The following is a 23676-nucleotide window of genomic DNA, read 5'->3' as shown; positions in this document are numbered from 1 at the left end:
ACACTCATTCAAATTGCTGTTTTAAATGGCGATAGGTATTAACATTTTTTGGCTAGGGAGAGAGACAACATGAGCGACAAGATCCTTATTGGTATCAGTGCTTGCCTGCTGGGTAATCCGGTACGGTTTGACGGTGGTCATAAGCGCTGTGAGTTTGCAATTGATCAACTGTCACCCTATGTGCAGTTTGAGCCTATTTGCCCGGAAATGGCCATTGGTATGCCTACTCCCCGCCCGGCATTGCGTTTGGTTAAAAAACAGCAACAAACTCTGTTGTGTCATAGCAGTGATCATCAGGTGGATGTCACGGACAAAATGCAGCAATTTTCACAGCAGCGTGTCGCTAACTTAACCCATCTGTGTGGTTATATTGTCTGTGCAAAATCCCCCAGTTGTGGGATGGAGCGAGTCAAGGTTTATGATGAAAATGGCTCAGGGGCGCGTAAAAGTGGCGTGGGGCTGTTTACCGCTGAGTTATTGCGCCAGATGCCTTGGTTACCGATAGAGGAAGATGGCCGTTTGAATGACGCCGAGTTGCGGGAAAACTTTGCCGAACGGGTGTTTGCGCTACATGAGTTGAATCTATTGTGGCGTCAGGGATTGACCCGTGGGGGCCTGATTGCCTATCACAGCCGTTATAAACTGATATTACTGGCACATTCACAGCCCGGTTCCCGAGAGTTAGGGCGTTTTGTGGCAGAGATTGAACGCTGGGATAAACTGGAGGAGTTTGCTGTGGAGTACCGCCAACGCCTGATGGCGATACTGCAACACAAGGCAACCCGGCGTAATCACACCAATGTGCTGATGCATGTGCAAGGCTATTTCCGTCCGCACCTTAATACCGCGCAACGCCAGGAATTGGCTCAGTTGATTGAGCGTTATCGCCAGGGGGTACAGCCGTTATTGGCGCCAATAACACTGTTGAAACACTATATGGCTGAATTTCCTGATAGCTATCTGGCACAGCAGCGCTATTTTGATCCTTACCCAGAAGCACTGCGCCTGCGTTATGGCCACTAATAAGCAAGGAGTGTGATGACCACGCATCTGGTTTGGTTGCGCAATGATCTGCGCATTACCGACAATAAAGCTCTGTATGCCGCCTGCGCTGATCCACAAGCGCGGGTGATGGCGCTGTATATCGCGACACCGCAACAGTGGCGGCAACACAATATGTCCCCGCGTCAGGCGGCTTTTATTCACGCCCATCTACGGCAACTGCAGCAGGTGCTGGCGGCTCGTGGGATAGAACTGGTTTGCCACCAATGCGGTAATTTTGCTGAGTCGGCACAGTGGCTGGTGGAGTTTTGCCAGCAGCAACAAGTTTCAGCCCTGTTTTATAACCGCCAATATGAGTTCAATGAACGCCAGCGCGATAGCGGGGTTGAACAAGCATTGCAAGGGCAGGTGAGTTGTCATGGTTTTGATGACAGCATGTTACTGCCGCCCGGTAGTGTGCAAACCGCTAAGGGCGAGATGTATCAGGTTTTCACCCCATTTCGTCATACCTTTATTCAGCGGCTGCTGGCGTCGGAAACCACGGTATTACCAGCCCCCTCCTCACGGGGGCCTGCATGCCAGTTTACGCTGCCTGATCAGTTTGATTATCCCTTTGAGGAGGTGAGTGACGGCTATCCGGTGGGTGAACAGGCAGCACTACAAAGGTTACGTGCATTTTGCCGTGAGCAAGTGTCTGACTATGCTAAACAGCGCGACTTGCCCGCCATTAATGGCACCAGCAATTTGTCGCCTTATCTGGCGATCGGTGTGCTCTCTCCGCGTCAGTGTCTTAACCGCTTGCGGGTGGAGTGCCCGGATGTGTTGGAAAACCCGCAAAGTGGCGCTTTTTGTTGGTTAAATGAATTGATCTGGCGGGAGTTTTATCGCCATTTGATCGTTGCCTATCCCGCGTTATGTAAACATCGTCCTTTTATCCCATGGACCGATAACCTGAGCTGGAGCGATAACCCCTCCGCGTTACAGGCTTGGCAGCAAGGCCTGACCGGTTATCCGATTGTGGATGCCGCTATGCGTCAGCTTAATCAAACGGGGTGGATGCATAACCGGTTACGGATGGTCAGCGCCAGTTTTCTGGTTAAAGATCTGTTGATCGACTGGCGTGCTGGTGAACGTTATTTTATGTCGCAATTGTTGGATGGTGACCTGGCGGCCAATAATGGTGGTTGGCAGTGGGCGGCATCAACAGGAACCGATGCTGCACCCTATTTCCGCATCTTTAACCCGACCACGCAGGGGAAACGTTTTGATCCCCAAGGTGTTTTTATCCGTAAATGGCTCCCAGAGCTGGCACAGGTACCCGACAGTGAGATCCACCACCCCCATCGTTGGGCACAAAAGCAACGGGTGGTGTTGGACTACCCGCAACCGATAGTCGATCATCAGCAGGCCAGGTTGAATACCTTGGCCCGCTTTGAGGCAGCGAAAAGCCAAGAGACGCAGGCATTAAGGCCAGAAATGAAGGATTAAAACATAGGACAACACGCCAAGCGTGATACTTAGCAGCACATTACGTAGCATCAGGTGTACTACGGTGATAAGCAACGCCGGGATAATAAAATGTATGCTTTGCTGGATCTGGTGCATTTTAATCATGCCGGATGAGTAAATCACCAGAATAAACATCATCACCAGTGGGAAGCGCTGTCGAATATAAATGGCAAAGCCATTCATGGTTAATTTTTTTTCAAACGCGAAAGGCAGCGCGCGCAGCAAGAAGGTCACTATCCCCATCACCAGGATCACTGACAAAATATAATAATTACTCACTGAGTATCACTCCGTTTCTTTCGGTAATTTTGTATTGCAGATAGAACATCACCAAGGCGCACAAACTGGCGCAAATCAGGAAAGTATCGGGGAAAAATAGCCAGGCAAACAAGCAACTGCCACCAGCGATAACTAACGCACTGAACGAGAAATTGTTTTTTAGTTGTTCAATAAAAAGCACGATAAACAGCGCAGTTAAAGAAAAATCCAGACCAGCGATCGGCGGGATCTGATCCGCCAGCATGATTCCCAACACTGTACCCAGCACCCAGTAACCATGATTCAGCATGACGATAATCAAGGCTTCTCGCTTGTTAAGCGTCTTATAACTGGTGAGCAGGGAGTAACTTTCGTCAGTAATGCAGAAGATGAAATAGAGTTTTTTTAACCAGGTGTCAGGCATCAGGTTGATCAGGGACATGCCATAAAACAGGTGGCGGAAGTTGACCAATAACGTCGCGATAGCGATATCGAGTAACGAGTTGGCCGCCAGTACCATGGGAATAGCTAGAAACTGAATGGCACCAGCAAACACCAACAGGCTGAATAGCGGTGCAAAGTACCATGGTATCCCCTCAGTGGACATCAGGAAGCCAAAAACCATCCCTAAAGGGATATAGCCCAACATCACCGGTAGCGTTAGTTTGAAATAGTAACTTGCTGTATTCATTTGAATAAATACCGACAGTAATTGACGACAGGTTGCGGGTTATTGGTGGGTTTATAGCGTGATACAGCGATGGTTTTCCGTGTTTGTTTCATGATGGCGTCCAAATGCTCCCTGACTGAGTTCACCAGTATACGGATCAATTAATTGGTGAGGATATTTTTCTTTAACCCAACCAATATGCTCTAATCTTGGGTAATTTGGCTATAACCAAAAGTGAGAATGATATGCATAACCTGGATCTGGAAAATCTGCTCAACACTGAGCTCAATTGTGCGGCGTTTCAAGATTATGCGCCGAATGGCCTGCAGGTAGAAGGGCGTTCACAAGTGCAGCGCATTGTCACCGGGGTCACCGCTTGCCAGGCGTTGCTGGATGCAGCAGTGGAACAGCAAGCTGATGCGGTTATTGTGCATCATGGCTATTTCTGGAAAAACGAAGCGCCAGCGGTGCGTGGCATGAAACGCAACCGGCTGAAAACCTTACTGAGCCATGACATCAATCTGTATGGTTATCACTTGCCGTTGGATGCCCATCCTACATTGGGCAATAACGCCCAGTTGGCTCAATTGTTAGGCATTCGGGAACGGGGTCAAATAGAGCCGTTAGTGCCATACGGTGAATTTGAACCGCCGTTAACCGCCAGTGAACTGCAACAGCGGCTGGAAACTCGCCTTGGCCGGGCAATATTGCACTGTGGTGATCATGCACCGCAACTTATCCGCAGTGTGGCCTGGTGCACTGGTGGTGGCCAAGGGTTTATCGACAGCGCTGCACAGTTTGGTGCTGATGCCTTTATCAGTGGTGAAGTGTCTGAACAAACCATTCATACCGCCCGGGAGATGGGTATCCACTTTTTTGCTGCGGGTCATCATGCCACTGAACGGGTGGGCATCAAGGCGCTGGGTGAGTGGTTGGCACAACAGCACGGTTTTGATGTTCGCTTTATTGATATCCCCAATCCTGCCTGACAACCGGTTAGGGGCAATATGCCCCTGTTTAATATGCTGTGCGTTGATATCCCCATTCACTCAAAGCGCCAATACCCCGCAGCTTGAGCGACCACTGACATATTGACAGCGGGCCTCTGCTCGCGCATAACTGTCAAGTTTTGTAAGTCATTAACCCCCTAAGCATTGCAAGTGATAGACAGGCGGTTTTCCGCTGGAAAAATGCTGGGGATAAGGAGATTAAGGTGCAACGAGCACGATATTACCTGCTAGGGGAACGCGCTGTAGTGCTTGAATTGGCCCCCCCGGTGACGCTGCAGAGCCAGCAGCGTATCTGGGCATTGGCAGAAAAACTAAACCACCATCAGGATGTTCGGGAAGTAGTCCCGGGGATGAATAACCTGATGTTGTTACTGTATACACCACAGGCCGATGCCGAAGCGATGCTGGCGTTATTACGTCAGGGGTGGGAAGAGAAGGAGTGTCTGGTACCAGAGTCCCGTGAGGTGGATATTCCGGTGGTTTATGGTGGTGAGTATGGTCCGGATCTGGCAGAGGTGGCACAGCATACTGGCCTGACTATGCGCCAGGTGGTGGAATGCCACTCATCGGTGACTTATGTGGTCTATTTTCTCGGGTTCCAACCCGGTTTTACTTATCTGGGGGGGATGCCAGAACGGTTGGCAACACCGCGCCGGGCGGTTCCTCGTTTGTCGGTGGCTGCTGGGTCAGTGGGTATTGGTGGCGGGCAAACCGGCATCTATCCCCTTGTGACCCCTGGGGGATGGCAATTGATTGGCCGCACGCCACTGGCACTGTTTAATCCCCATGAAATGCCGCCGACGCTATTGCGCCCTGGTGATAATGTGCGTTTTGTACCGCAGAAGGAGGGGGTATGTTGAAGATCTCGCGAGCCGGTATCTACACCACCGTGCAGGATTTAGGGCGTAATGGTTTCCGTCGGTTAGGCATCAGCCAAGGGGGCGCGCTTGATATACCCGCGCTGAAAATTGCCAATCTGTTGGTGGGGAATGCGCCGGAAACCGCTGGGCTGGAAATTACCTTAGGGCAGTTCAGCGCTGAATTGACCCGTGATGGCTGGATAGCGTTGACCGGGGCGGGTTGTGATGCTCACCTGGACGGTAAATCGTTATGGACCGGCTGGTGTTATCCGGTGAAAAAGGGTCAACGGCTGACGTTGAAAACGCCTAAATATGGCATGCGTAGTTATCTGGCTATTTCTGGCGGCATTGATGTCCCTGGTATGTTGGGGTCGCGCAGCACGGATCTCACTGCCGGTTTTGGTGGTTGGCAAGGGCGCCAGTTGAAAGATGGCGATATCTTACCTTTAGGCCAACCTCAAGCGGCCCCCACCCGTAGCGTTGGCGTGAAACAATTACTGTTCAGTAACCGGGTTCGCGCTATACCGGGCCCGGAATATGATGAGTTTAGCCCTGCGGCACAAGAGGATTTTTGGCGTACCCCATGGCAACTCAGCCCGCAAAGTAACCGAATGGGCTATCGCCTTCATGGTGGTAATGCCCTAACGCGGACCACCGAGCGTGAAATGCTGTCCCATGGTTTATTACCGGGGGTGATTCAGGTTCCGCACAGTGGTCAGCCCATCGTGTTGATGGCGGATGCTCAAACCACCGGGGGATACCCGCGTATTGCCTGCGTGATTGAGGCCGATCTCTACCATTTAGCGCAAACCCGTTTGGGGGATGTGATCCACTTTACACCTTGTACGCTGGCCGCAGCACAACAAGCCAAAGCCGAGCAAGATCACTATGTTCAACAAATTGCCTGGGGGTTAAATGAACATCGACTTAAATGCTGATTTGGGGGAGGGCGGCGCTCATGATCAGGCATTACTGCAGTTGGTGAGTTCCGCGAATATCGCCTGTGGTTTTCATGCTGGTGATGCGCAAACCATGCGTCAGTCGGTGCGTTGGGCATTGCAGTATGGTGTTGCTATTGGCGCTCATCCCAGTTTTCCTGACCGGGAAAACTTTGGCCGCACGCCGATGCAGTTACCAGCAGAAACCGTTTACGCCCAGGTGGTGTATCAGTTGGGAGCGCTGGCGGCGATTGCTCATACGGAGGGCGGGCGCATGGTTCATGTAAAACCGCATGGCATGTTATATAACCAGGCGGCTATAGAGCCTGCATTGGCTGACGCGATTACCCGCGCTGTATTAGCGGTGGACCCCAAATTGTGCCTGGTGGGGTTAGCGGGCAGCGAGTTGATCCGGGCGGGTAAAAAACTGGGGTTGGTAACGCGCCAAGAGGTATTTGCTGATCGCGGTTATCAGGCTGATGGCACGCTGGTGCCGCGTGGGCAACCCGGCGCATTGATTACTGATGAACAACAGGCGTTGGCACAAACGCTGGAGATGGTGCGCCATCAGCGGGTGCGTACCGCGCAAGGCAGTTGGGTTGAGGTTCAGGCGGAAACCGTTTGTCTGCACGGTGATGGTGAACATGCACTGGTTTACGCGCATAAACTGCGTGAGCTTTTTGCTGCGCATCAGATAAGTGTTAGCGCGCAATAAAAATAACCACTATTTAGCTAATCACATATTACCCCGACGCATTTTTGAGCTATCGCTTGGAAGGCTGAAGGGAAAAGGGGGACTTTGCTATGCAACAAGTTGTCAATCTCTGGCCACTGATCGGTATTGCCGTCATTGTGGTAGGATTTTTTTTGCGTTTTAACCCAGTATTGGTGGTGATTGTCGCCGGTATTATCACCGGGCTGGCGGCAATGATGCCGTTGGCAACCATTTTGGAAAAGCTTGGCGAAGGCTTTCTTAATACACGCAATTTACCCCTGATCCTGCTGTTACCGTTGGCGGTCATTGGCTTGCTAGAGCGCCATGGCTTGAAGGAGCATGCTCAGGCGTGGATTGCCAAAATCAAGAGTGCCACCGCCGGGCGTTTGCTGATTGTTTACCTGTTTGCCCGTGAAGTGACGGCAGCAATGGGGTTGACCAGCCTAGGGGGGCACCCCCAGATGGTGCGTCCCTTGTTGGCACCGATGGCTGAAGGGGCGACGGAAAACCGTTACGGCGACCTGCCTGACTCTGTACGCTATCGGTTACGTGCTATGTCTGCCGCAACGGATAACGTGGGGCTATTTTTTGGCGAAGATATTTTTGTCGCTTTCGGTGCAATTATCTTTATGCATAACTTTATGCAGGAATCGGCGGGGATTCAGACCGAACCGTTGCATATTGCGCTGTGGGGGATCCCAACGGCTATTTTTGCTTTCCTGATCCACGCCTTCCGTTTGCACCGCATGGACAAGCAGTTAACCGCTGAACTGAACAAACTTAACCAGGCAGCCATGCAGGCGAAGGGAGGTAAACAATGACTTTCCAGCAACAATATCTTTACTGGCTGGCCGGCGTGGTGTTGTTGGCCGTCGCAGTCATGTCATGGCGTGACAGGGCCAATCCTCGTCGCATTACCACCGGGCTATTCTGGGGGTTATACGGGCTGATCTTTCTGGTGGGTGACTGGACCTACGGGCTATTTGGTAGTGGTGCTGAAGCCAAACGCCAACTGCATATGGTGGTGGGTGGGCTGGTGGTGCTGATGGCCTTGATCGCCGGTTTTGGTGGCGTGCGCCTCGGCAGTTATCATCAGCGTAGCCAGCAGGAACGTGAAGCCAGTGCCCAGCGCTTGGGGAATCGGCTGTTTATTCCGGCCCTGGTGATCCCTGTGGGCACTGTGATTGGCGTATTGCTGTTTAGCAATATTCCGGCATTGCAAAATGCGTTATTTGGCAGTGGTAATCATTCTACCTTGATTACCTTGTTTTCGATGGCCGTTGGCTGCCTGTTGGGGCTGATTATTGCGGTGAAAATGACCCACGAGAAGGTATTGCAACCGGTGCAGGAAGCGCGTCGTCTGCTGGACTCCATTGGTTGGGCCTTTATTTTACCGCAGATCTTGGCGACGCTTGGTTTGTTATTTACCACCGCCGGGGTCGGCACCGCCATTTCCCATCTGACCCAAGAATATCTGGTGGTGGATAACCGTTTTGTCGCGGTGGCAGTGTACGCCATTGGCATGGCACTGCTGACCATGGTGATGGGTAACGCCTTTGCGGCTTTCCCCATTGTTACCGCAGGGATTGGTATTCCAATTTTGGTACTGCAACATGGCGGGGATCCGGCGGTGATGGCGGCAATTGGGATGTTCTCTGGTTATTGCGGCACCTTGATGACGCCTATGGCAGCCAACTTTAACATTGTTCCCGCCGCGTTACTGGAATTACCGGATAAGAATGCGGTGATCAAGGCGCAGGTCCCCACCGGGCTGGCGTTGCTGCTGGTTAACGTATTCCTGCTCTATTTCCTGATGTTCCTGTAGGAGAATCAAGGTATGCAAAAAGTATTGATTACAGGTTTTGAACCCTTCGGTGGCGAGCAGGTGAATCCGTCCTGGGAAGTGGTCAAGCAGCTTGATGGATTGCAAATAGCCGGGGCACAGATTATTGCACGCCAATTACCTTGTGTATTTGGTGAGGCGTTAACAGTGCTGAATGCGGCCATTGATGAACTGCAGCCTCAACGCGTATTAGCAATTGGTCAGGCCGGAGGGCGCAGCGATATTAGCGTTGAGCGGGTGGCGATCAACGTTGATGACGCGCGCATTGCCGATAATCAGGGTCAGCAGCCGATTGACCAGGCGATTGTTGAACATGGCCCGGCGGCCTATTTCAGTACTTTGCCGATCAAGGCGATAGTCAATGCGTTGCGGCAGGCCGGTATTCCTGCTTCGGTATCACAAACTGCGGGTACTTATGTTTGTAATCATGTGATGTATGGCCTGTTACATCGTTTAAGCAGCCAACCGCAAATCAAGGGCGGGTTTATTCATATCCCTTACCTGCCAGAACAAGCCGCACATCACCCAGGGCAACCGAGTATGGCCGCTGAAACGGTCTTGGCCGCACTGAAATTGGCTATTTCCCTGACGCTGCGCGTGGAGCAGGATTTGAAAGTGGCTGGCGGCACAATACATTGAGGTTATTGATACACTTGTGATGTTGGTTTACCCATAAGCAATAAATAATGAGCCTCATTGCTGAGGCTCATTTTCATGGCTTTTTATTTTACCTGAGGCTTAAACTGCCGTTCGGTATAACCGGTATACAACTGGCGCGGACGGGCGATCTTAATGCCTTCGTCGTGCATTTCGTTCCAGTGAGCGATCCAGCCGATGGTCCGGGCAATAGCGAAGATAACGGTAAACATTGAGGAAGGGATCCCCATCGCTTTCAAGATAATCCCTGAGTAGAAATCAACATTCGGGTAGAGTTTCTTCTCAATAAAGTAGGGGTCGTTCAGCGCGATATGCTCCAGCTCCATTGCCACTTCTAGCAGATTGTCATCTTTCCTGTTCAACTCTTTTAACACTTCATGGCAGGTTTCACGCATTACGGTGGCACGCGGATCGTAATTTTTGTACACCCGGTGGCCAAAGCCCATCAGACGGAAAGAGTCGTTTTTATCTTTGGCACGCTTGATAAACTCCGGAATATGCTCAACGGTTTTGATCTCTTCCAGCATTTTCAGTGCCGCTTCGTTAGCACCACCGTGAGCCGGTCCCCATAGGGAAGCAATACCTGCCGCGATACAGGCAAACGGGTTAGCGCCCGAGGAACCTGCCGTACGCACCGTTGAGGTGGAGGCGTTTTGCTCGTGGTCAGCATGCAGGATAAGAATGCGGTCCATGGCACGTTCCAGCACCGGGTTCACCACATAATCCTCACAAGGGGTAGCAAACATCATACGCAGGAAATTGGCGGAATAAGAGAGATCGTTACGTGGGTAAACAAAGGGTTGCCCGATAGAATACTTGTAACACATCGCCGCCACGGTTGGCATTTTTGATAGTAAGCGGAATGCGGTGATTTCACGATGGCGTTCGTTGTTAACATCCAGCGCATCGTGATAGAACGCGGCTAATGCCCCGGTTACCCCACAGAGCACCGCCATTGGGTGTGAGTCACGGCGGAACCCTCTGAACAGATGAGTGATCTGATCGTGGATCATGGTGTGGCGAGTTACCGTGGTGATGAAGGTTTCGAGTTGTTCTGCGGTTGGTGCTTCACCATAAAGCAGGATATAGCACACTTCCAGATAGGTGGACTCTTTTGCCAACTGTTCAATCGGGAAGCCACGGTGCAGCAAAATGCCCTTATCGCCATCGATAAAGGTTATTTTCGATTCACAAGAAGCGGTAGAGGTAAAACCGGGATCAAAGGTGAAATAACCTTTAGAGCCCAGCGTGCGAACGTCAAGAACATCGGGGCCCAGCGTGGGGGTGAGTATACCCAGTTCGATCGGATCTTTGCCATTATTGATGTTAAGCGTCGCTTTCTTATCAGTCATTTACCGTCTCCTTAGCGCTTTAATTTAAAAACCATTAATTACTGAAATACCTTAAATCTCTGCCAGTAGCTCACAATAAAGTGCTGACAATGCTAACTCTGTGAGCCACTACGCAAATGTGCAGGTAGAGCACCGAGTCGTCGCCCGATGCGCAGCATGATGATTCACTGTTGCATATCTTATGCATCAAGGAAAGCGTCTCTGCAGGTTCTCTCAGTCATCGTAGGTTCGATTTTTACACTATTTGTAATTTAGATGTTGATTCATTGTCAAATCAGATAATTAATTTTGTACAGAATGTGATAATCGTGAGCTGAATCACTGTTCGAGGGAAATGTTACTAAAGCTATTGTATTGGAATTGTAATGGGAATGTGAACCTCCTATACTGCCGCCAGGTCTCCGGGTTACCCTGAAGTAGGAGCACCCAGCGTTATATACCCCGTATTTAAAGTTGCAGCTAGGTATCAATGTGGTGGGTATAAGTACGTATGGTTTGAGCATAAAGGATAGTGATGCTTAACCATTTGACGTATAGGGGCTTGTTACCCTTGATGCTGTCTGAACCTTGTCCAGGCCCGGAGGAAGGAAGATAATGAGAGCTGTGTGGGCCTAAATGTGAAAAAACAAAGACCTGTCAATCTTGATCTGCAAACGATTCAGTTTCCTGTAACTGCGATAGCGTCCATCTTACACCGAGTCTCTGGCGTAATTACTTTCGTTGCCGTAGGTATTCTCCTCTGGCTGCTGGGCATTTCACTCTGTTCTCAAGAGGGATTCCTGCAAGCGGCTGCCATTATGAATAGCTTCTTCGTGAAATTCATCTTCTGGGGGATCCTCACTGCATTGGCCTATCACATTTGCGGTGGCATTCGTCACTTGTTAATGGATTTTGGCTGTATCGAAGAGAATTTAGCCACCGGTATACGTTCAGCCCAAGTGGCGTTCGTGTTGACGGTTGTGCTGTCAATTCTGGCTGGAGTCCTCCTATGGTAAACAATGTTTCTGCATTAGGGCGTAACGGCGTACACGACTGGTTATTACTGCGTGCTTCTGCCATTGTCATTACCCTGTATGTTCTCTATATCCTGGGCTTTTTTATCACCGCCCCAGCGATAACCTATGAAGTCTGGCGCGGTTTCTTTGCCAGTTCCATCACCAAAGTGTTCACCGTGCTGACATTATTGTCGGTTCTGGTACATGCCTGGGTGGGAATGTGGCAGGTGCTGACTGATTATATCAAGCCGTTGGCGTTACGCCTGGTACTGCAACTGGCTATTGTTGTGGTTTTGCTGGTTTATTTACTGTACGGAACCATCGTCGTGTGGGGAGCTTAAATGAAACTGCCAGTCAGAGAGTTTGACGCTGTTGTTATTGGTGCCGGTGGTGCAGGTATGCGCGCGGCATTGCAGATTTCCCAAGCAGGCTCAACCTGTGCTCTGCTTTCAAAGGTATTTCCGACCCGTTCCCACACGGTATCGGCTCAAGGTGGTATTACCGTAGCCTTGGGTAACAACCATGAAGATAACTGGGAATGGCACATGTACGATACGGTGAAAGGTTCTGATTATATTGGTGATCAGGACGCCATCGAGTATATGTGTAAAACCGGTCCAGAAGCGATTCTGGAGCTGGAACATATGGGGTTGCCATTCTCACGTCTGGATGATGGCCGTATTTATCAGCGTCCATTTGGCGGGCAGTCATTGAATTTTGGCGGTGAGCAGGCTGCTCGTACCGCCGCCGCCGCAGACCGTACCGGTCATGCGTTGCTGCATACGCTGTACCAACAAAATCTGAAAAACCACACCACTATTTTCTCTGAATGGTACGCTCTGGACCTGGTTAAAAATCAGGATGGTGCCGTGGTAGGTACCACCGCTATCTGTATCGAAACCGGTGAAGTAGTGTACTTCAAAGCCAAAGCAACTATCTTGGCGACGGGCGGTGCCGGGCGTATCTATCAATCCACCACCAACGCTCACATTAACACCGGTGATGGTGTTGGTATGGCACTGCGTGCCGGTGTACCGGTGCAGGATATGGAAATGTGGCAGTTCCACCCAACAGGTATTGCCGGGGCGGGTGTGCTGGTTACCGAAGGATGCCGTGGTGAGGGTGGCTACCTGCTGAACAAACACGGTGAGCGTTTTATGGAACGCTATGCGCCCAACGCCAAAGACTTGGCAGGACGCGACGTAGTAGCCCGTTCGATTATGATCGAAATCCGGGAAGGGCGCGGTTGTGATGGTCCGTGGGGGCCACATGCCAAGTTGAAGTTGGACCACCTGGGCAAAGAGGTTCTGGAATCACGTCTGCCGGGCATTTTAGAGCTTTCTCGTACGTTCGCCCATGTCGATCCAGTGAAAGAACCTATCCCAGTGATCCCAACTTGCCACTATATGATGGGCGGCATTCCAACCAAAGTTACTGGCCAAGCGTTAACAGTCAATGAAAATGGTGAAGATGTCGTGGTGCCTGGTTTGTTCGCTGTGGGTGAAATTGCCTGTGTCTCAGTACACGGTGCCAACCGCCTCGGTGGCAACTCATTACTGGACCTGGTGGTGTTTGGCCGTGCTGCGGGTATGCATCTGCAAGAGTCCTTGGCTGAGCAGGGCGAAAGCCGCGATGCCAGTGAATCCGATGTTGAAGCCTCGCTAGAGCGTTTGAACCGTTGGAACAATACCCAATCTGGTGAAGATCCGGTTGAAATCCGTAAAGCGTTGCAATCCTGTATGCAGAATAATTTCTCGGTGTTCCGTGAAGGTGATGCTATGGCGAAAGGGTTGGCAGAGTTGAATGTGCTACGTGAACGCCTGAAGAATGCCCGGTTGGATGATACATCTAGCGAATTCAATACCCAGCGTATTGAGTGCCTGGAGTTGGATAACCTGATGGAGACGGCTTATTCTACTGCGGTTTCAGCCAATTTCCGTACTGAGAGCCGTGGTGCGCATAGCCGCTTTGACTTCCCGGATCGGGACGATAACAACTGGTTGTGTCATTCGCTCTATCTGCCGCACTCTGAAAGCATGACGCGCCGTGAAGTGAACATGCAGCCGAAACTGCGTGCAGCATTCCCGCCGAAAGTGCGTTCTTACTAATTGCGGAGCCAGACTGATGAAACTCGAGTTCTCTATCTATCGCTATAATCCGGATGTTGATAACGCCCCGCATATGCAGGATTACACCCTCGAAGCGGAAGAGGGGCGCGATATGATGTTGCTGGATGCGTTGATCCAACTGAAAGAAACAGATCCGACCTTGTCGTTTCGCCGCTCTTGCCGTGAAGGGGTTTGTGGCTCAGATGGCGTCAATATGAATGGCAAGAATGGCTTGGCCTGTATCACGCCGATCTCATCGTTGCGTAAAGGCAACAATAAGATAGTGATCCGTCCACTACCTGGGTTACCCGTTGTACGTGACTTGGTGGTTGATATGGGGCAGTTTTATACTCAGTATGAAAAAATTAAGCCGTTTTTACTGAATGATGGTACGAATCCACCCGCTCGCGAGCATTTGCAGTCACCGGAAAATCGGGCAAAATTGGATGGCTTGTACGAGTGTATTCTCTGCGCTTGTTGTTCAACGTCTTGCCCGTCGTTCTGGTGGAATCCGGATAAATTTATCGGCCCTGCCGGTCTGTTAGCAGCCTATCGCTTCCTGATTGACAGCCGCGATACAGAAACGGCAGCAAGATTGGATTCTTTGGATGATGCTTTCAGTGTTTTCCGTTGTCACAGTATTATGAACTGTGTCAGTGTTTGTCCTAAGGGCTTGAATCCGACGCGTGCAATTGGTCATATCAAGTCGATGTTACTGCAGCGTGGTGCATAACAGAGGCCTAAGCTGATTCCAGCGGCAGGGGCTTTACCCCCTGCCAGCTTGAATGGCGATGGAAATAGATGTAACGCCGAGCTTATTTCCGGTTTACATTCCAAGGAAGGGGATCTCTAAAAGCTGACTTAGGGGCTGGCGATCGGCAACCGACGTTTTCCGCCAGTTTTTAGAGGTTCCTTGCTGGGCCGTAAGGTCCAAAACAGAACGTGCAGTGAGTGTTTATACGTTTTTACCCGATGAATTTCCGGTCGTAGCCAGTTGCTCCACAAGGGGTGGTGTTTCAGGGTTGTGAGTAAGAAAATCCAGGGTACAAGCACGTCGAGTGAACCGTTTTTATGACGAACCGTATTAGTACGGTAATTATGTTAACCACGGCGAAAACTGAAGCTTTAAAAGCTTAAGGGATCATAATGCAGAACGGCGCAATGAAGGCCTGGCTGGATTCCTCCTATCTAGCGGGCGCGAACCAGTCGTACATAGAACAGCTCTATGAAGACTTTTTGACCGATCCGAGTTCCGTTGAAGATAGCTGGCGGTCCATTTTTCAACAGCTACCCACCGCGGGTGTCAAACCCGACCAGCTCCACTCCCAAACGCGAGATTATTTCCGCCGCCTGGCGAAAGAACCCGCACGTTATAACTCATCAATCAATGACCCGGAAACAGATGCTAAACAAGTTAAGGTTTTGCAACTGATTAACGCCTTCCGTTTCCGTGGGCATCAGCACGCAAACCTTGATCCACTTGACTTGTGGAAACAGGAGCGGGTGCTGGATCTCGAGCCAGCGTATCACAATTTGACCGAGGCCGATTTTCAGGAAACGTTCAATGTGGGTTCTTTTGCTATTGGCAAAGAAACCATGAAATTAAGTGATTTGTATGCAGCACTGAAACAGACCTATTGTGGTTCCATCGGTGCTGAATACATGCATATCACCAATACCGAAGAGAAACGCTGGATTCAGCAACGCATTGAATCTGTGGCAGGGCTGGCGAGCTTTACCGCAGATGAAAAGCGTCGTTTCCTGAGTGAACTCACTGCCGCTGAAGGGATGGAGCGTTACCTGGGGGCAAAATTCCCAGGGGCCAAACGTTTTTCGCTGGAAGGGGGTGATGCGCTGGTACCGATGTTGAAAGAAATGATACGTCATGCCGGCAAAAATGGTACCCGAGAAGTGGTACTGGGGATGGCACACCGCGGCCGTTTGAACGTGCTGATTAACGTGTTGGGCAAAAAACCAGCGGACTTATTCGATGAGTTTGCTGGTAAGCATAATGAACACTTAGGCACCGGTGATGTTAAATATCACCAAGGCTTCTCCTCTGATGTCGAAACCGAGGGGGGGATGGTTCACCTGGCGTTGGCGTTTAACCCATCGCATCTGGAAATTGTCAGCCCGGTGATTATGGGCTCGGTACGTGCGCGTCGTGATCGTTTAGATGAGGCACGCAGCAATATGGTGTTGCCAATCTCCATCCATGGTGACGCGGCTATCATCGGCCAAGGGGTAGTGCAGGAAACCCTGAATATGTCGCAGGCTCGTGGCTATGAAGTCGGCGGCACTGTGCGTATCGTGATCAACAATCAGATTGGTTTTACTACCTCGAACCCGCTAGATGCCCGTTCGACACAATACTGTACCGATATCGCCAAAATGGTGCAGGCGCCGATATTCCATGTGAATGCTGATGATCCAGAGGCAGTCGCCTTTGTGACCCGTTTGGCGTTGGATTTCCGTAATACCTTCAAGCGTGACGTTATGATCGATCTGGTCTGTTATCGCCGTCATGGGCATAACGAAGCGGATGAGCCAAGTGCTACCCAGCCAGTGATGTATCAAAAGATCAAGAAACACCCAACACCACGTAAAATCTACGCCGATGTTCTGGCGGAAGAGAACATTGCCAGCCTGGAAGATGCCACGGAAATGGTCAACCTATACCGTGATGCACTTGATCGTGGTGACTGTGTGGTTGAAGAGTGGCGTCCGATGAATCTGCACTCTTTCACCTGGTCGCCCTACCTGAACCATGAATGGGATGCTGATTATCCTAGCAAGGTCGAGATGAAACGTCTGCAGGAACTGGCACAGCGTATCAGCACAGTACCTGAAGCGATCGAAATGCAGTCACGGGTGGCAAAAATCTACGGTGATCGTGCCGAGATGGCTGCGGGCAATAAACCATTTGACTGGGGAGCGGCAGAAACCCTGGCTTATGCAACGCTGCTGGATGAGGGTACTCCGATCCGTATTTCCGGTGAGGATGCCGGTCGTGGAACTTTCTTCCACCGTCATGCTGTGGTCCATAACCAGAAAAATGGCTCTGTTTATATACCGTTGGCTAATATTCACAGCGGACAGGGGGTGTTCAATGTCTGGGACTCCGTTCTGTCTGAAGAGGCTGTTTTAGCATTTGAATATGGTTATGCCACCGCTGAGCCCCGTACGCTGGCTATCTGGGAGGCGCAATTTGGTGACTTTGCCAATGGTGCTCAGGTAGTGATCGACCAGTTCATTAGTTCGGGTGAGCAGAAGTGGGGCCGTATGTGTGGTCTTGTGATGTTGTTGCCTCATGGGTATGAGGGGCAGGGGCCGGAACACTCGTCAGCTCGTCTGGAACGTTACCTGCAACTCTGTGCAGAACAGAATATGCAGGTCTGCATTCCGTCTACGCCAGCACAGGTTTACCATATGTTACGCCGTCAGGCGCTGCGCAGTATGCGCCGCCCATTGGTGGTCATGTCACCGAAGTCTCTATTGCGCCATCCATTAGCCATTTCCTCTCTGGATGAACTGGCAAATGGGTCTTTCCAGTTGGCGATTGGCGAAGTCGACGAACTGGCACCGAAAGCCGTTAAACGTGTGGTGCTCTGTTCGGGTAAGGTTTATTACGATCTACTGGAACAACGCCGCAAGAATGACCAGAAAGATGTTGCGATTGTGCGTATTGAGCAGTTGTACCCGTTCCCGCACCAAGCTGTGCAAGCGGTGTTGAAGCAATATGCTCATGTGCATGATTTTGTCTGGTGCCAAGAGGAGCCATTGAATCAAGGGGCATGGTATTGCAGCCAGCATAACTTCCGTGACGTGATTCCGTCCGGGGCTTCGTTACGTTATGCCGGACGCCCAGCCTCTGCTTCTCCGGCCGTAGGTTACTTGTCCGTACACCAGCAGCAGCAACAGGCGCTGGTGAATGACGCGCTGAATATTGATTAAAAAATTAAAGGAAAGCTAATGAGTAGCGTAGATATTCTGGTTCCTGACCTGCCTGAATCGGTTGCCGATGCCACGGTGGCCACTTGGCATAAAAAACCAGGTGATAAAGTCAACCGTGATGATGTGTTGGTTGAAATCGAAACAGACAAAGTGGTGTTGGAAGTTCCTGCCAGTGAAGCGGGCATCCTTGATGTATTACTGGAGGATGAAGGGGCGACAGTGACCTCACGCCAGATTCTTGGCCGTATCCGTTTGGGTGATAGTTCCGGTATGCCGACTGAAGAGAAGAGTCAGAGCGTGCAACCTACCCCGGCGCAACGCGCCACTGCCAGCCTGAATGACGAGAGCAATGAGGCACTGAGCCCGGCGATTCGCCGCCTGATTGCGGCCAATGACCTTGACGCAGCCGCGATTAAAGGCAGTGGGGTTGGGGGGCGAATCACCCGTGAAGATGTGGAAGCTCACCTGGCAACTCAGCAAAAAAGTGCGGCAGAGCCTGTTGCTCCAGTGGTAGCTCCGCAACCTGTGCTGACTGGGCGCAGTGAAAAGCGTGTACCAATGACTCGCCTGCGTAAACGTGTAGCAGAACGTTTGCTGGAGGCGAAGAACAGCACCGCAATGCTGACTACCTTTAACGAAATCAACATGCAGCCGATTATGGATCTGCGTACCCAGTACGGTGAAGCCTTTGAAAAACGTCATGGGGTTCGTCTGGGTTTCATGTCCTTCTACATTAAAGCGGTGGTTGAAGCGTTGAAACGCTTCCCGGAAGTCAACGCTTCAATTGATGGTAGTGATGTGATTTATCACAACTACTTTGATGTCAGTATCGCGGTATCGACACCTCGTGGTTTGGTTACCCCTGTGCTGCGTGATGTCGATACGCTGAGCATGGCGGACATCGAGAAGAAAATTAAAGAACTGGCGATTAAAGGCCGTGATGGCAAGTTGACAGTGGAAGAGCTCACCGGAGGTAATTTCACTATTACCAATGGCGGGGTATTCGGTTCATTGATGTCCACTCCGATCATCAACCCACCACAAAGTGCCATTCTAGGGATGCATGCCATCAAAGATCGTCCAATGGCGGTTAATGGTCAGGTCGTGATCCTACCGATGATGTATCTGGCGCTTTCTTATGACCATCGCCTGATTGATGGAAGAGAGTCTGTGGGCTTCCTGGTGGCGGTAAAAGAGATGTTGGAAGATCCGGCCCGTCTGTTGCTGGACGTTTAATCCCTCGACGTAAACGGATTTACATTGCCGCAGAAGGTGATGTAGCAAGGCTCAAGGATGAGCTGTCGTGGAGAAATTAATGTCTCAGCAGTTCAAATGGCGACGGGTATCTATGGGAGAAGGAGACTGATCCCAAACTCTGTGCTACGTGGCCGATAGATCATGCGGGCTTCCGCGAAAGTGACTCGGCTGAAATTTTCAGATCTGAATGGATAGAACATCATGAATTTACACGAATATCAGGCAAAACAGCTATTTGCTCGGTATGGCATGTCAGTACCAACCGGTTATGCCTGTAATACACCGCGTGAAGCAGAAGAAGCCGCCTCTAAAATTGGCTCCGGTCCGTGGGTTGTGAAATGTCAGGTTCATGCTGGTGGCCGTGGTAAAGCAGGTGGCGTTAAACTGGTAAGCAAAAAGGAAGAGATCCGCGCGTTTGCCGAAGCTTGGTTAGGCAAACGTTTGGTGACTTATCAGACAGATGCGTTGGGGCAACCGGTGCACCAGATCCTGGTAGAAACCGCCACTGATATTGATAAAGAACTCTATTTAGGTGCGGTCATTGATCGTGCAAGTCGCCGTATCGTGTTTATGGCTTCCACCGAAGGTGGTGTTGAGATCGAGAAAGTGGCGGAAGAAACGCCAGAGCTGATCCACAAAACCATCATTGACCCACTGGCTGGCCCGCAGCCATATCAAGGCCGTGAGCTGGCATTCAAACTGGGTTTGAGTGGCAAGCAGGTCGGTCAATTCAGCAAGATCTTTATGGGATTGGCGACGTTGTTCCTGGAGCGTGACCTGGCGATGGTGGAGATTAACCCGCTGGTGATCACCAAACAGGGTGACCTGGTGTGCCTGGATGGCAAACTGGGGGCGGATGGCAATGCGTTGTTCCGCCAACCTGAGCTACGTGAAATGCGTGATCTTTCCCAAGAAGATGAGCGTGAATCCCGCGCTGCCCAATGGGAGCTGAATTATGTTGCTCTTGATGGCAACATCGGTTGCATGGTGAATGGTGCCGGTCTGGCGATGGGGACCATGGACATTGTGAAGTTACACGGTGGCGAACCCGCTAACTTCCTTGATGTGGGTGGTGGAGCAACCAAAGAGCGTGTGACTGAAGCGTTTAAAATCATCCTCTCTGATGAGAAGGTGAAAGCGGTTTTCGTGAACATTTTCGGCGGTATCGTGCGTTGTGATCTGATTGCTGAAGGCATCATTGGTGCGGTAGCTGAAGTGGGTGTTAATGTCCCGGTGGTGGTCCGTCTGGAAGGGAACAACGCAGAGCTCGGTGCCAAGAAATTGGCAGACAGTGGGCTGAATATCATTGCTGCAACTAGCCTGAGTGATGCGGCTTCGCAAGTTGTTGCTGCCGTGGAGGGGAAATAATAATGTCCATTTTGATCGATAAAAACACCAAAGTCATTTGCCAGGGTTTCACGGGTAGCCAAGGGACCTTCCATTCAGAGCAAGCAATTGCTTATGGCACGAAAATGGTCGGTGGGGTGACGCCGGGTAAAGGGGGAACTCAGCACCTTGGTTTGCCCGTATTCAACACCGTACGTGAAGCTGTGGCAGCCACTGGCGCGACGGCATCGGTAATTTATGTTCCTGCACCATTTTGTAAAGACTCGATTCTGGAAGCGATTGATGCTGGCATCAAATTGATTATCACTATCACAGAAGGTATCCCAACCCTGGATATGTTGACGGTGAAAGTGAAGCTTGATGAAGCGGGTGTCAGGATGATCGGCCCTAACTGTCCTGGGGTGATCACACCAGGGGAGTGCAAGATTGGTATTATGCCTGGCCATATACACCTACCTGGCAAAGTGGGGATTGTTTCCCGTTCCGGTACGCTGACTTATGAGGCGGTAAAACAGACCACTGATGCAGGCCTCGGTCAGTCTACTTGTGTCGGCATCGGTGGTGATCCGATTCCGGGATCTAATTTCATCGATATCCTGAAAATGTTTGAGCAAGATCCGCAAACAGAAGCGATAGTGATGATCGGTGAGATTGGTGGTAGTGCGGAAGAAGATGCTGCAGCTTATATCAAAGCGCATGTAACCAAGCCGGTTGTTGGTTACATTGCTGGTGTTACTGCGCCTAAAGGTAAGCGTATGGGCCATGCGGGTGCAATTATTGCCGGTGGCAAAGGGACTGCTGATGAGAAATTCGCTGCTCTAGAGGCCGCAGGGGTGAAAACAGTACGCAGCCTGGCTGATATTGGTGATGCAGTGAAAGCGGTGCTAATGCGTTGATCGGATGACAATATTCCGTTTGATTTATATGACAGCGTAAGCATTAGCCACTCACCTTGGCTGCTTGAATCATGACGGATAAATTTTCTGACTGGCCACCCATTGAGGTGGCCTTTTTTTTAACGATGCATTTATCTTAATAGGAATTATTATTACTGACAGTTTGGATATGGGCCGTATGCAGAAACTGTGAAGTATAAGCAGACGTGAATAATGACGTGTATTACTTAATTGAAAGTACAATAAAATGTATTTTCATTCACATCAAATTAACAATGATATATCAATAAAGAACAATTAACGCATTGATTTACTGTCTGTAGTGCGGGTTCTATTAATTAGGTAATTAATCTGGTAATCATATTCAGAATGGCTTAAATTGTTTTAGATCAAAATAAACCCAGCGCTCGCTTTGGACTGGTTTTTGACCTGTCACCAAAACTCTAACACAGGTCACGTAAAAACCTATTTATTGTGTGTGCTTTGACGAGTATCATGCCATTGTGTAATTAGGAATGGTTGATCTTGTTGCATTTGTTACCTACTGTTGGTTTTCATTGCTGTGTTTTTGCTCGCCTTTATGGGGGGTAACAATCCAGGAGTGAAAACGGCAAGGTTGAATAAAACTTGTTGTGTTTAAAGGCATTCACTGCGAAGTATTATCGGCTATTCTTGATTAAGTCATACCGATAACCGCAAATTGTAGTCTTCCTGCGAGGAGCAAGGAGTCAAGATGTTTGATATTGTCGAACTGTCGCGCTTACAGTTTGCTTTAACGGCGATGTACCACTTCCTATTTGTCCCATTAACGCTGGGGATGGCGTTTTTGTTGGCAATTATGGAAACGGTATATGTGCTGTCAGGCAAACAAATCTATAAAGATATGACCAAATTCTGGGGCAAGTTGTTCGCAATCAACTTTGCTCTGGGTGTGGCCACCGGTTTGACTATGGAGTTCCAGTTCGGGACTAACTGGTCATACTTTTCACACTACGTCGGTGATATCTTCGGGGCCCCACTTGCTATTGAGGGGCTGATGGCGTTCTTCCTGGAGTCAACGCTGGTTGGGCTCTTCTTCTTTGGTTGGGATCGTCTCAGCAAGATACAGCACATGACGGTAACCTGGTTGGTAGCCCTAGGCTCTAACCTGTCTGCGTTGTGGATCCTGGTGGCTAACGGTTGGATGCAGAACCCGATTGCTTCTGAATTCAACTTTGAAACCATGCGAATGGAGATGCTGAGCTTCTCCGAACTGGTGCTTAACCCGGTTGCACAGGTAAAATTTGTCCATACTGTCGCAGCAGGTTATACCACCGGTGCGATGTTTATCCTGGGTGTCAGTTCTTACTATCTACTGAAAGGGCGTGATATTGCTTTTGCCAAGCGTTCTTTTGCTATTGCTGCCAGCTTCGGTATGGCCGCGATCCTGTCTGTTATCGTACTGGGTGACGAATCTGGTTACGAAATGGGGGATGTGCAAAGAACCAAACTGGCTGCTATTGAAGCTGAATGGGAAACGCAACCCGCACCTGCGGCATTTACTCTGTTCGGTATTCCGAATCAAGAGAAGATGGAGAACTCGTTCACTGTTCAGATTCCATGGATGCTTGGCCTGATTGCTACCCGCTCTATTGATACCCCGGTTATCGGCCTGAAGGATTTGATGGTTGAACATCAGGTACGTATCCGCAACGGTATGAAGGCTTATCAGTTGTTGGAAGAGCTGCGTGGTGGCAATACCGACCCTGCTGTTCGTGACGCTTTCAATGAGAAGAAACAGGATCTGGGCTACGGTATGCTGCTTAAGCGTTATACCGATAATGTGGCTGACGCCACGGAAGCACAGATTCAGAAAGCGACTCAAGACTCTATTCCACGTGTAGCCCCATTATACTTCTCCTTCCGTATCATGGTGGCCTGTGGCGTAATCATGCTGTTTATCATTGGTATGTCTTTCTTGAGCGTGTTGCGTAACCGTATTGGCGAGAAGAAATGGCTACTTCGTGCGGCGCTGTTCGGGATTCCATTACCTTGGATCGCCTCAGAAGCCGGTTGGTTTGTGGCAGAATATGGTCGCCAACCATGGGCAATAGGTGAAGTGCTGCCTACTGCACTGGCTACTTCTTCCTTGAGTACGGGTGACGTCCTGTTCTCGATGGTGCTGATTTGTGGCTTGTATACCCTGTTCCTGGTGGCTGAAATGTACCTGATGTTCAAATATTCGCGTCTGGGTCCAAGCAGCTTGAAAACTGGCCGCTATCACTTTGAACAACCGACTGCTGCCATGCAGGAAGCGCACTAAACA

General features: G+C 50.3%; 21 protein-coding genes. 18 read left to right on the top strand and 3 right to left on the bottom strand.

The genetic code is table 11. The annotated features are described in order from the left end of the window. Positions 1-69: 69 nt before the first annotated feature. Together ACX9GV_RS12285 and phrB are read left to right on the top strand one after the other, a co-directional pair. On the top strand, positions 70-1023 hold the full coding sequence (locus ACX9GV_RS12285; RefSeq protein WP_473195711.1) for a YbgA family protein: 954 nt from the start codon (positions 70-72) through the stop codon (positions 1021-1023). A 15-nt stretch (positions 1024-1038) separates the two neighbouring features. Then, on the top strand, positions 1039-2490 hold the full coding sequence (gene phrB, locus ACX9GV_RS12280) for a deoxyribodipyrimidine photo-lyase (RefSeq protein WP_473195710.1): 1452 nt from the start codon (positions 1039-1041) through the stop codon (positions 2488-2490). Here the strand turns inward: phrB and ACX9GV_RS12275 are convergent. Together ACX9GV_RS12275 and ACX9GV_RS12270 are read right to left on the bottom strand one after the other, a co-directional pair. Continuing rightward, on the bottom strand, positions 2467-2790 hold the full coding sequence (locus tag ACX9GV_RS12275) for a branched-chain amino acid transporter permease (protein ID WP_473195709.1): 324 nt from the start codon (positions 2788-2790) through the stop codon (positions 2467-2469). The two genes, phrB and ACX9GV_RS12275, sit on opposite strands and share 24 nt — an antisense overlap. Then, the gene (locus ACX9GV_RS12270; RefSeq protein WP_023490654.1) at positions 2783-3460 is read right to left on the bottom strand and encodes an AzlC family ABC transporter permease; all 678 of its coding nucleotides are present in this window, start codon (positions 3458-3460) and stop codon (positions 2783-2785) included. The genes ACX9GV_RS12275 and ACX9GV_RS12270 overlap by 8 nt, the downstream gene beginning before the upstream one ends. 224 nt (positions 3461-3684) lie before the next feature. Here ACX9GV_RS12270 and ACX9GV_RS12265 point away from each other — a divergent pair, with 224 nt between their 5' ends. From ACX9GV_RS12265 to pcp, 7 genes are all read left to right on the top strand, one after another. After that, positions 3685-4428 (top strand): type 2 GTP cyclohydrolase I, encoded by a 744-nt coding sequence (locus ACX9GV_RS12265; protein WP_473195708.1) that lies wholly within the window; start codon positions 3685-3687, stop codon positions 4426-4428. A gap of 224 nt (positions 4429-4652) precedes the next feature. Further along, positions 4653-5309: a 5-oxoprolinase subunit PxpB gene (pxpB, locus tag ACX9GV_RS12260; protein WP_023490656.1), complete on the top strand. Its 657-nt coding sequence runs from the start codon at positions 4653-4655 to the stop codon at positions 5307-5309. Continuing rightward, on the top strand, positions 5303-6247 hold the full coding sequence (gene pxpC / locus ACX9GV_RS12255) for a 5-oxoprolinase subunit PxpC (protein WP_473195707.1): 945 nt from the start codon (positions 5303-5305) through the stop codon (positions 6245-6247). Before pxpB ends, pxpC begins: the two co-directional genes overlap by 7 nt. Continuing rightward, positions 6225-6962 (top strand): 5-oxoprolinase subunit PxpA, encoded by a 738-nt coding sequence (gene pxpA, locus ACX9GV_RS12250; protein ID WP_473195706.1) that lies wholly within the window; start codon positions 6225-6227, stop codon positions 6960-6962. The genes pxpC and pxpA overlap by 23 nt, the downstream gene beginning before the upstream one ends. A gap of 89 nt (positions 6963-7051) precedes the next feature. Next, positions 7052-7783, top strand: a complete 732-nt coding sequence (locus ACX9GV_RS12245) for a DUF969 domain-containing protein (RefSeq protein WP_023490659.1) — start codon at positions 7052-7054, stop codon at positions 7781-7783. Then, positions 7780-8787 carry a DUF979 domain-containing protein gene (locus ACX9GV_RS12240; RefSeq protein WP_473195705.1) on the top strand — a complete coding sequence of 336 codons (1008 nt, stop codon included), beginning with the start codon at positions 7780-7782 and terminating at the stop codon, positions 8785-8787. Before ACX9GV_RS12245 ends, ACX9GV_RS12240 begins: the two co-directional genes overlap by 4 nt. Positions 8788-8799: 12 nt before the next feature. Continuing rightward, positions 8800-9444, top strand: a complete 645-nt coding sequence (pcp, locus tag ACX9GV_RS12235) for a pyroglutamyl-peptidase I (protein ID WP_023490661.1) — start codon at positions 8800-8802, stop codon at positions 9442-9444. An 83-nt stretch (positions 9445-9527) separates the two neighbouring features. Here the strand turns inward: pcp and ACX9GV_RS12230 are convergent, their stop codons facing one another. After that, positions 9528-10814, bottom strand: a complete 1287-nt coding sequence (locus tag ACX9GV_RS12230) for a citrate synthase (protein ID WP_023490662.1) — start codon at positions 10812-10814, stop codon at positions 9528-9530. A 605-nt stretch (positions 10815-11419) separates the two neighbouring features. Here ACX9GV_RS12230 and sdhC point away from each other — a divergent pair. The 9 genes from sdhC to cydA all read left to right on the top strand — a co-directional run bounded on the left by sdhC (position 11420) and on the right by cydA (position 23673). After that, complete coding sequence (sdhC, locus tag ACX9GV_RS12225; protein WP_473195704.1) at positions 11420-11809, top strand: succinate dehydrogenase cytochrome b556 subunit; 390 nt, start codon at positions 11420-11422, stop codon at positions 11807-11809. After that, on the top strand, positions 11803-12150 hold the full coding sequence (gene sdhD, locus ACX9GV_RS12220) for a succinate dehydrogenase membrane anchor subunit (RefSeq protein WP_023489831.1): 348 nt from the start codon (positions 11803-11805) through the stop codon (positions 12148-12150). The genes sdhC and sdhD overlap by 7 nt, the downstream gene beginning before the upstream one ends. Then, positions 12151-13917, top strand: coding sequence for a succinate dehydrogenase flavoprotein subunit (gene sdhA / locus ACX9GV_RS12215; RefSeq protein WP_473195703.1), 1767 nt, complete (start codon positions 12151-12153; stop codon positions 13915-13917). A gap of 16 nt (positions 13918-13933) precedes the next feature. Next, on the top strand, positions 13934-14650 hold the full coding sequence (locus ACX9GV_RS12210; protein ID WP_023489829.1) for a succinate dehydrogenase iron-sulfur subunit: 717 nt from the start codon (positions 13934-13936) through the stop codon (positions 14648-14650). A 413-nt stretch (positions 14651-15063) separates the two neighbouring features. Beyond that, entirely contained in the window at positions 15064-17871 is a 2808-nt protein-coding gene (gene sucA, locus ACX9GV_RS12205) for a 2-oxoglutarate dehydrogenase E1 component (RefSeq protein WP_473195702.1), read from the top strand. A gap of 18 nt (positions 17872-17889) precedes the next feature. Then, positions 17890-19107, top strand: coding sequence for a 2-oxoglutarate dehydrogenase complex dihydrolipoyllysine-residue succinyltransferase (gene odhB / locus ACX9GV_RS12200; protein ID WP_023489827.1), 1218 nt, complete (start codon positions 17890-17892; stop codon positions 19105-19107). Between the two features lie 222 nt (positions 19108-19329). Beyond that, entirely contained in the window at positions 19330-20496 is a 1167-nt protein-coding gene (gene sucC / locus ACX9GV_RS12195) for an ADP-forming succinate--CoA ligase subunit beta (protein WP_023489826.1), read from the top strand. A 2-nt stretch (positions 20497-20498) separates the two neighbouring features. Beyond that, the gene (gene sucD, locus ACX9GV_RS12190) at positions 20499-21371 is read left to right on the top strand and encodes a succinate--CoA ligase subunit alpha (protein ID WP_023489825.1); all 873 of its coding nucleotides are present in this window, start codon (positions 20499-20501) and stop codon (positions 21369-21371) included. A 733-nt stretch (positions 21372-22104) separates the two neighbouring features. Beyond that, the gene (cydA, locus tag ACX9GV_RS12185; protein WP_023490679.1) at positions 22105-23673 is read left to right on the top strand and encodes a cytochrome ubiquinol oxidase subunit I; all 1569 of its coding nucleotides are present in this window, start codon (positions 22105-22107) and stop codon (positions 23671-23673) included. Positions 23674-23676 lie beyond the last annotated feature (3 nt).

The sequence above is a fragment of the Serratia sp. 25CWL12 genome, from assembly GCF_055790885.1.
This window is presented reverse-complemented; position numbering and strand designations above follow the sequence as displayed.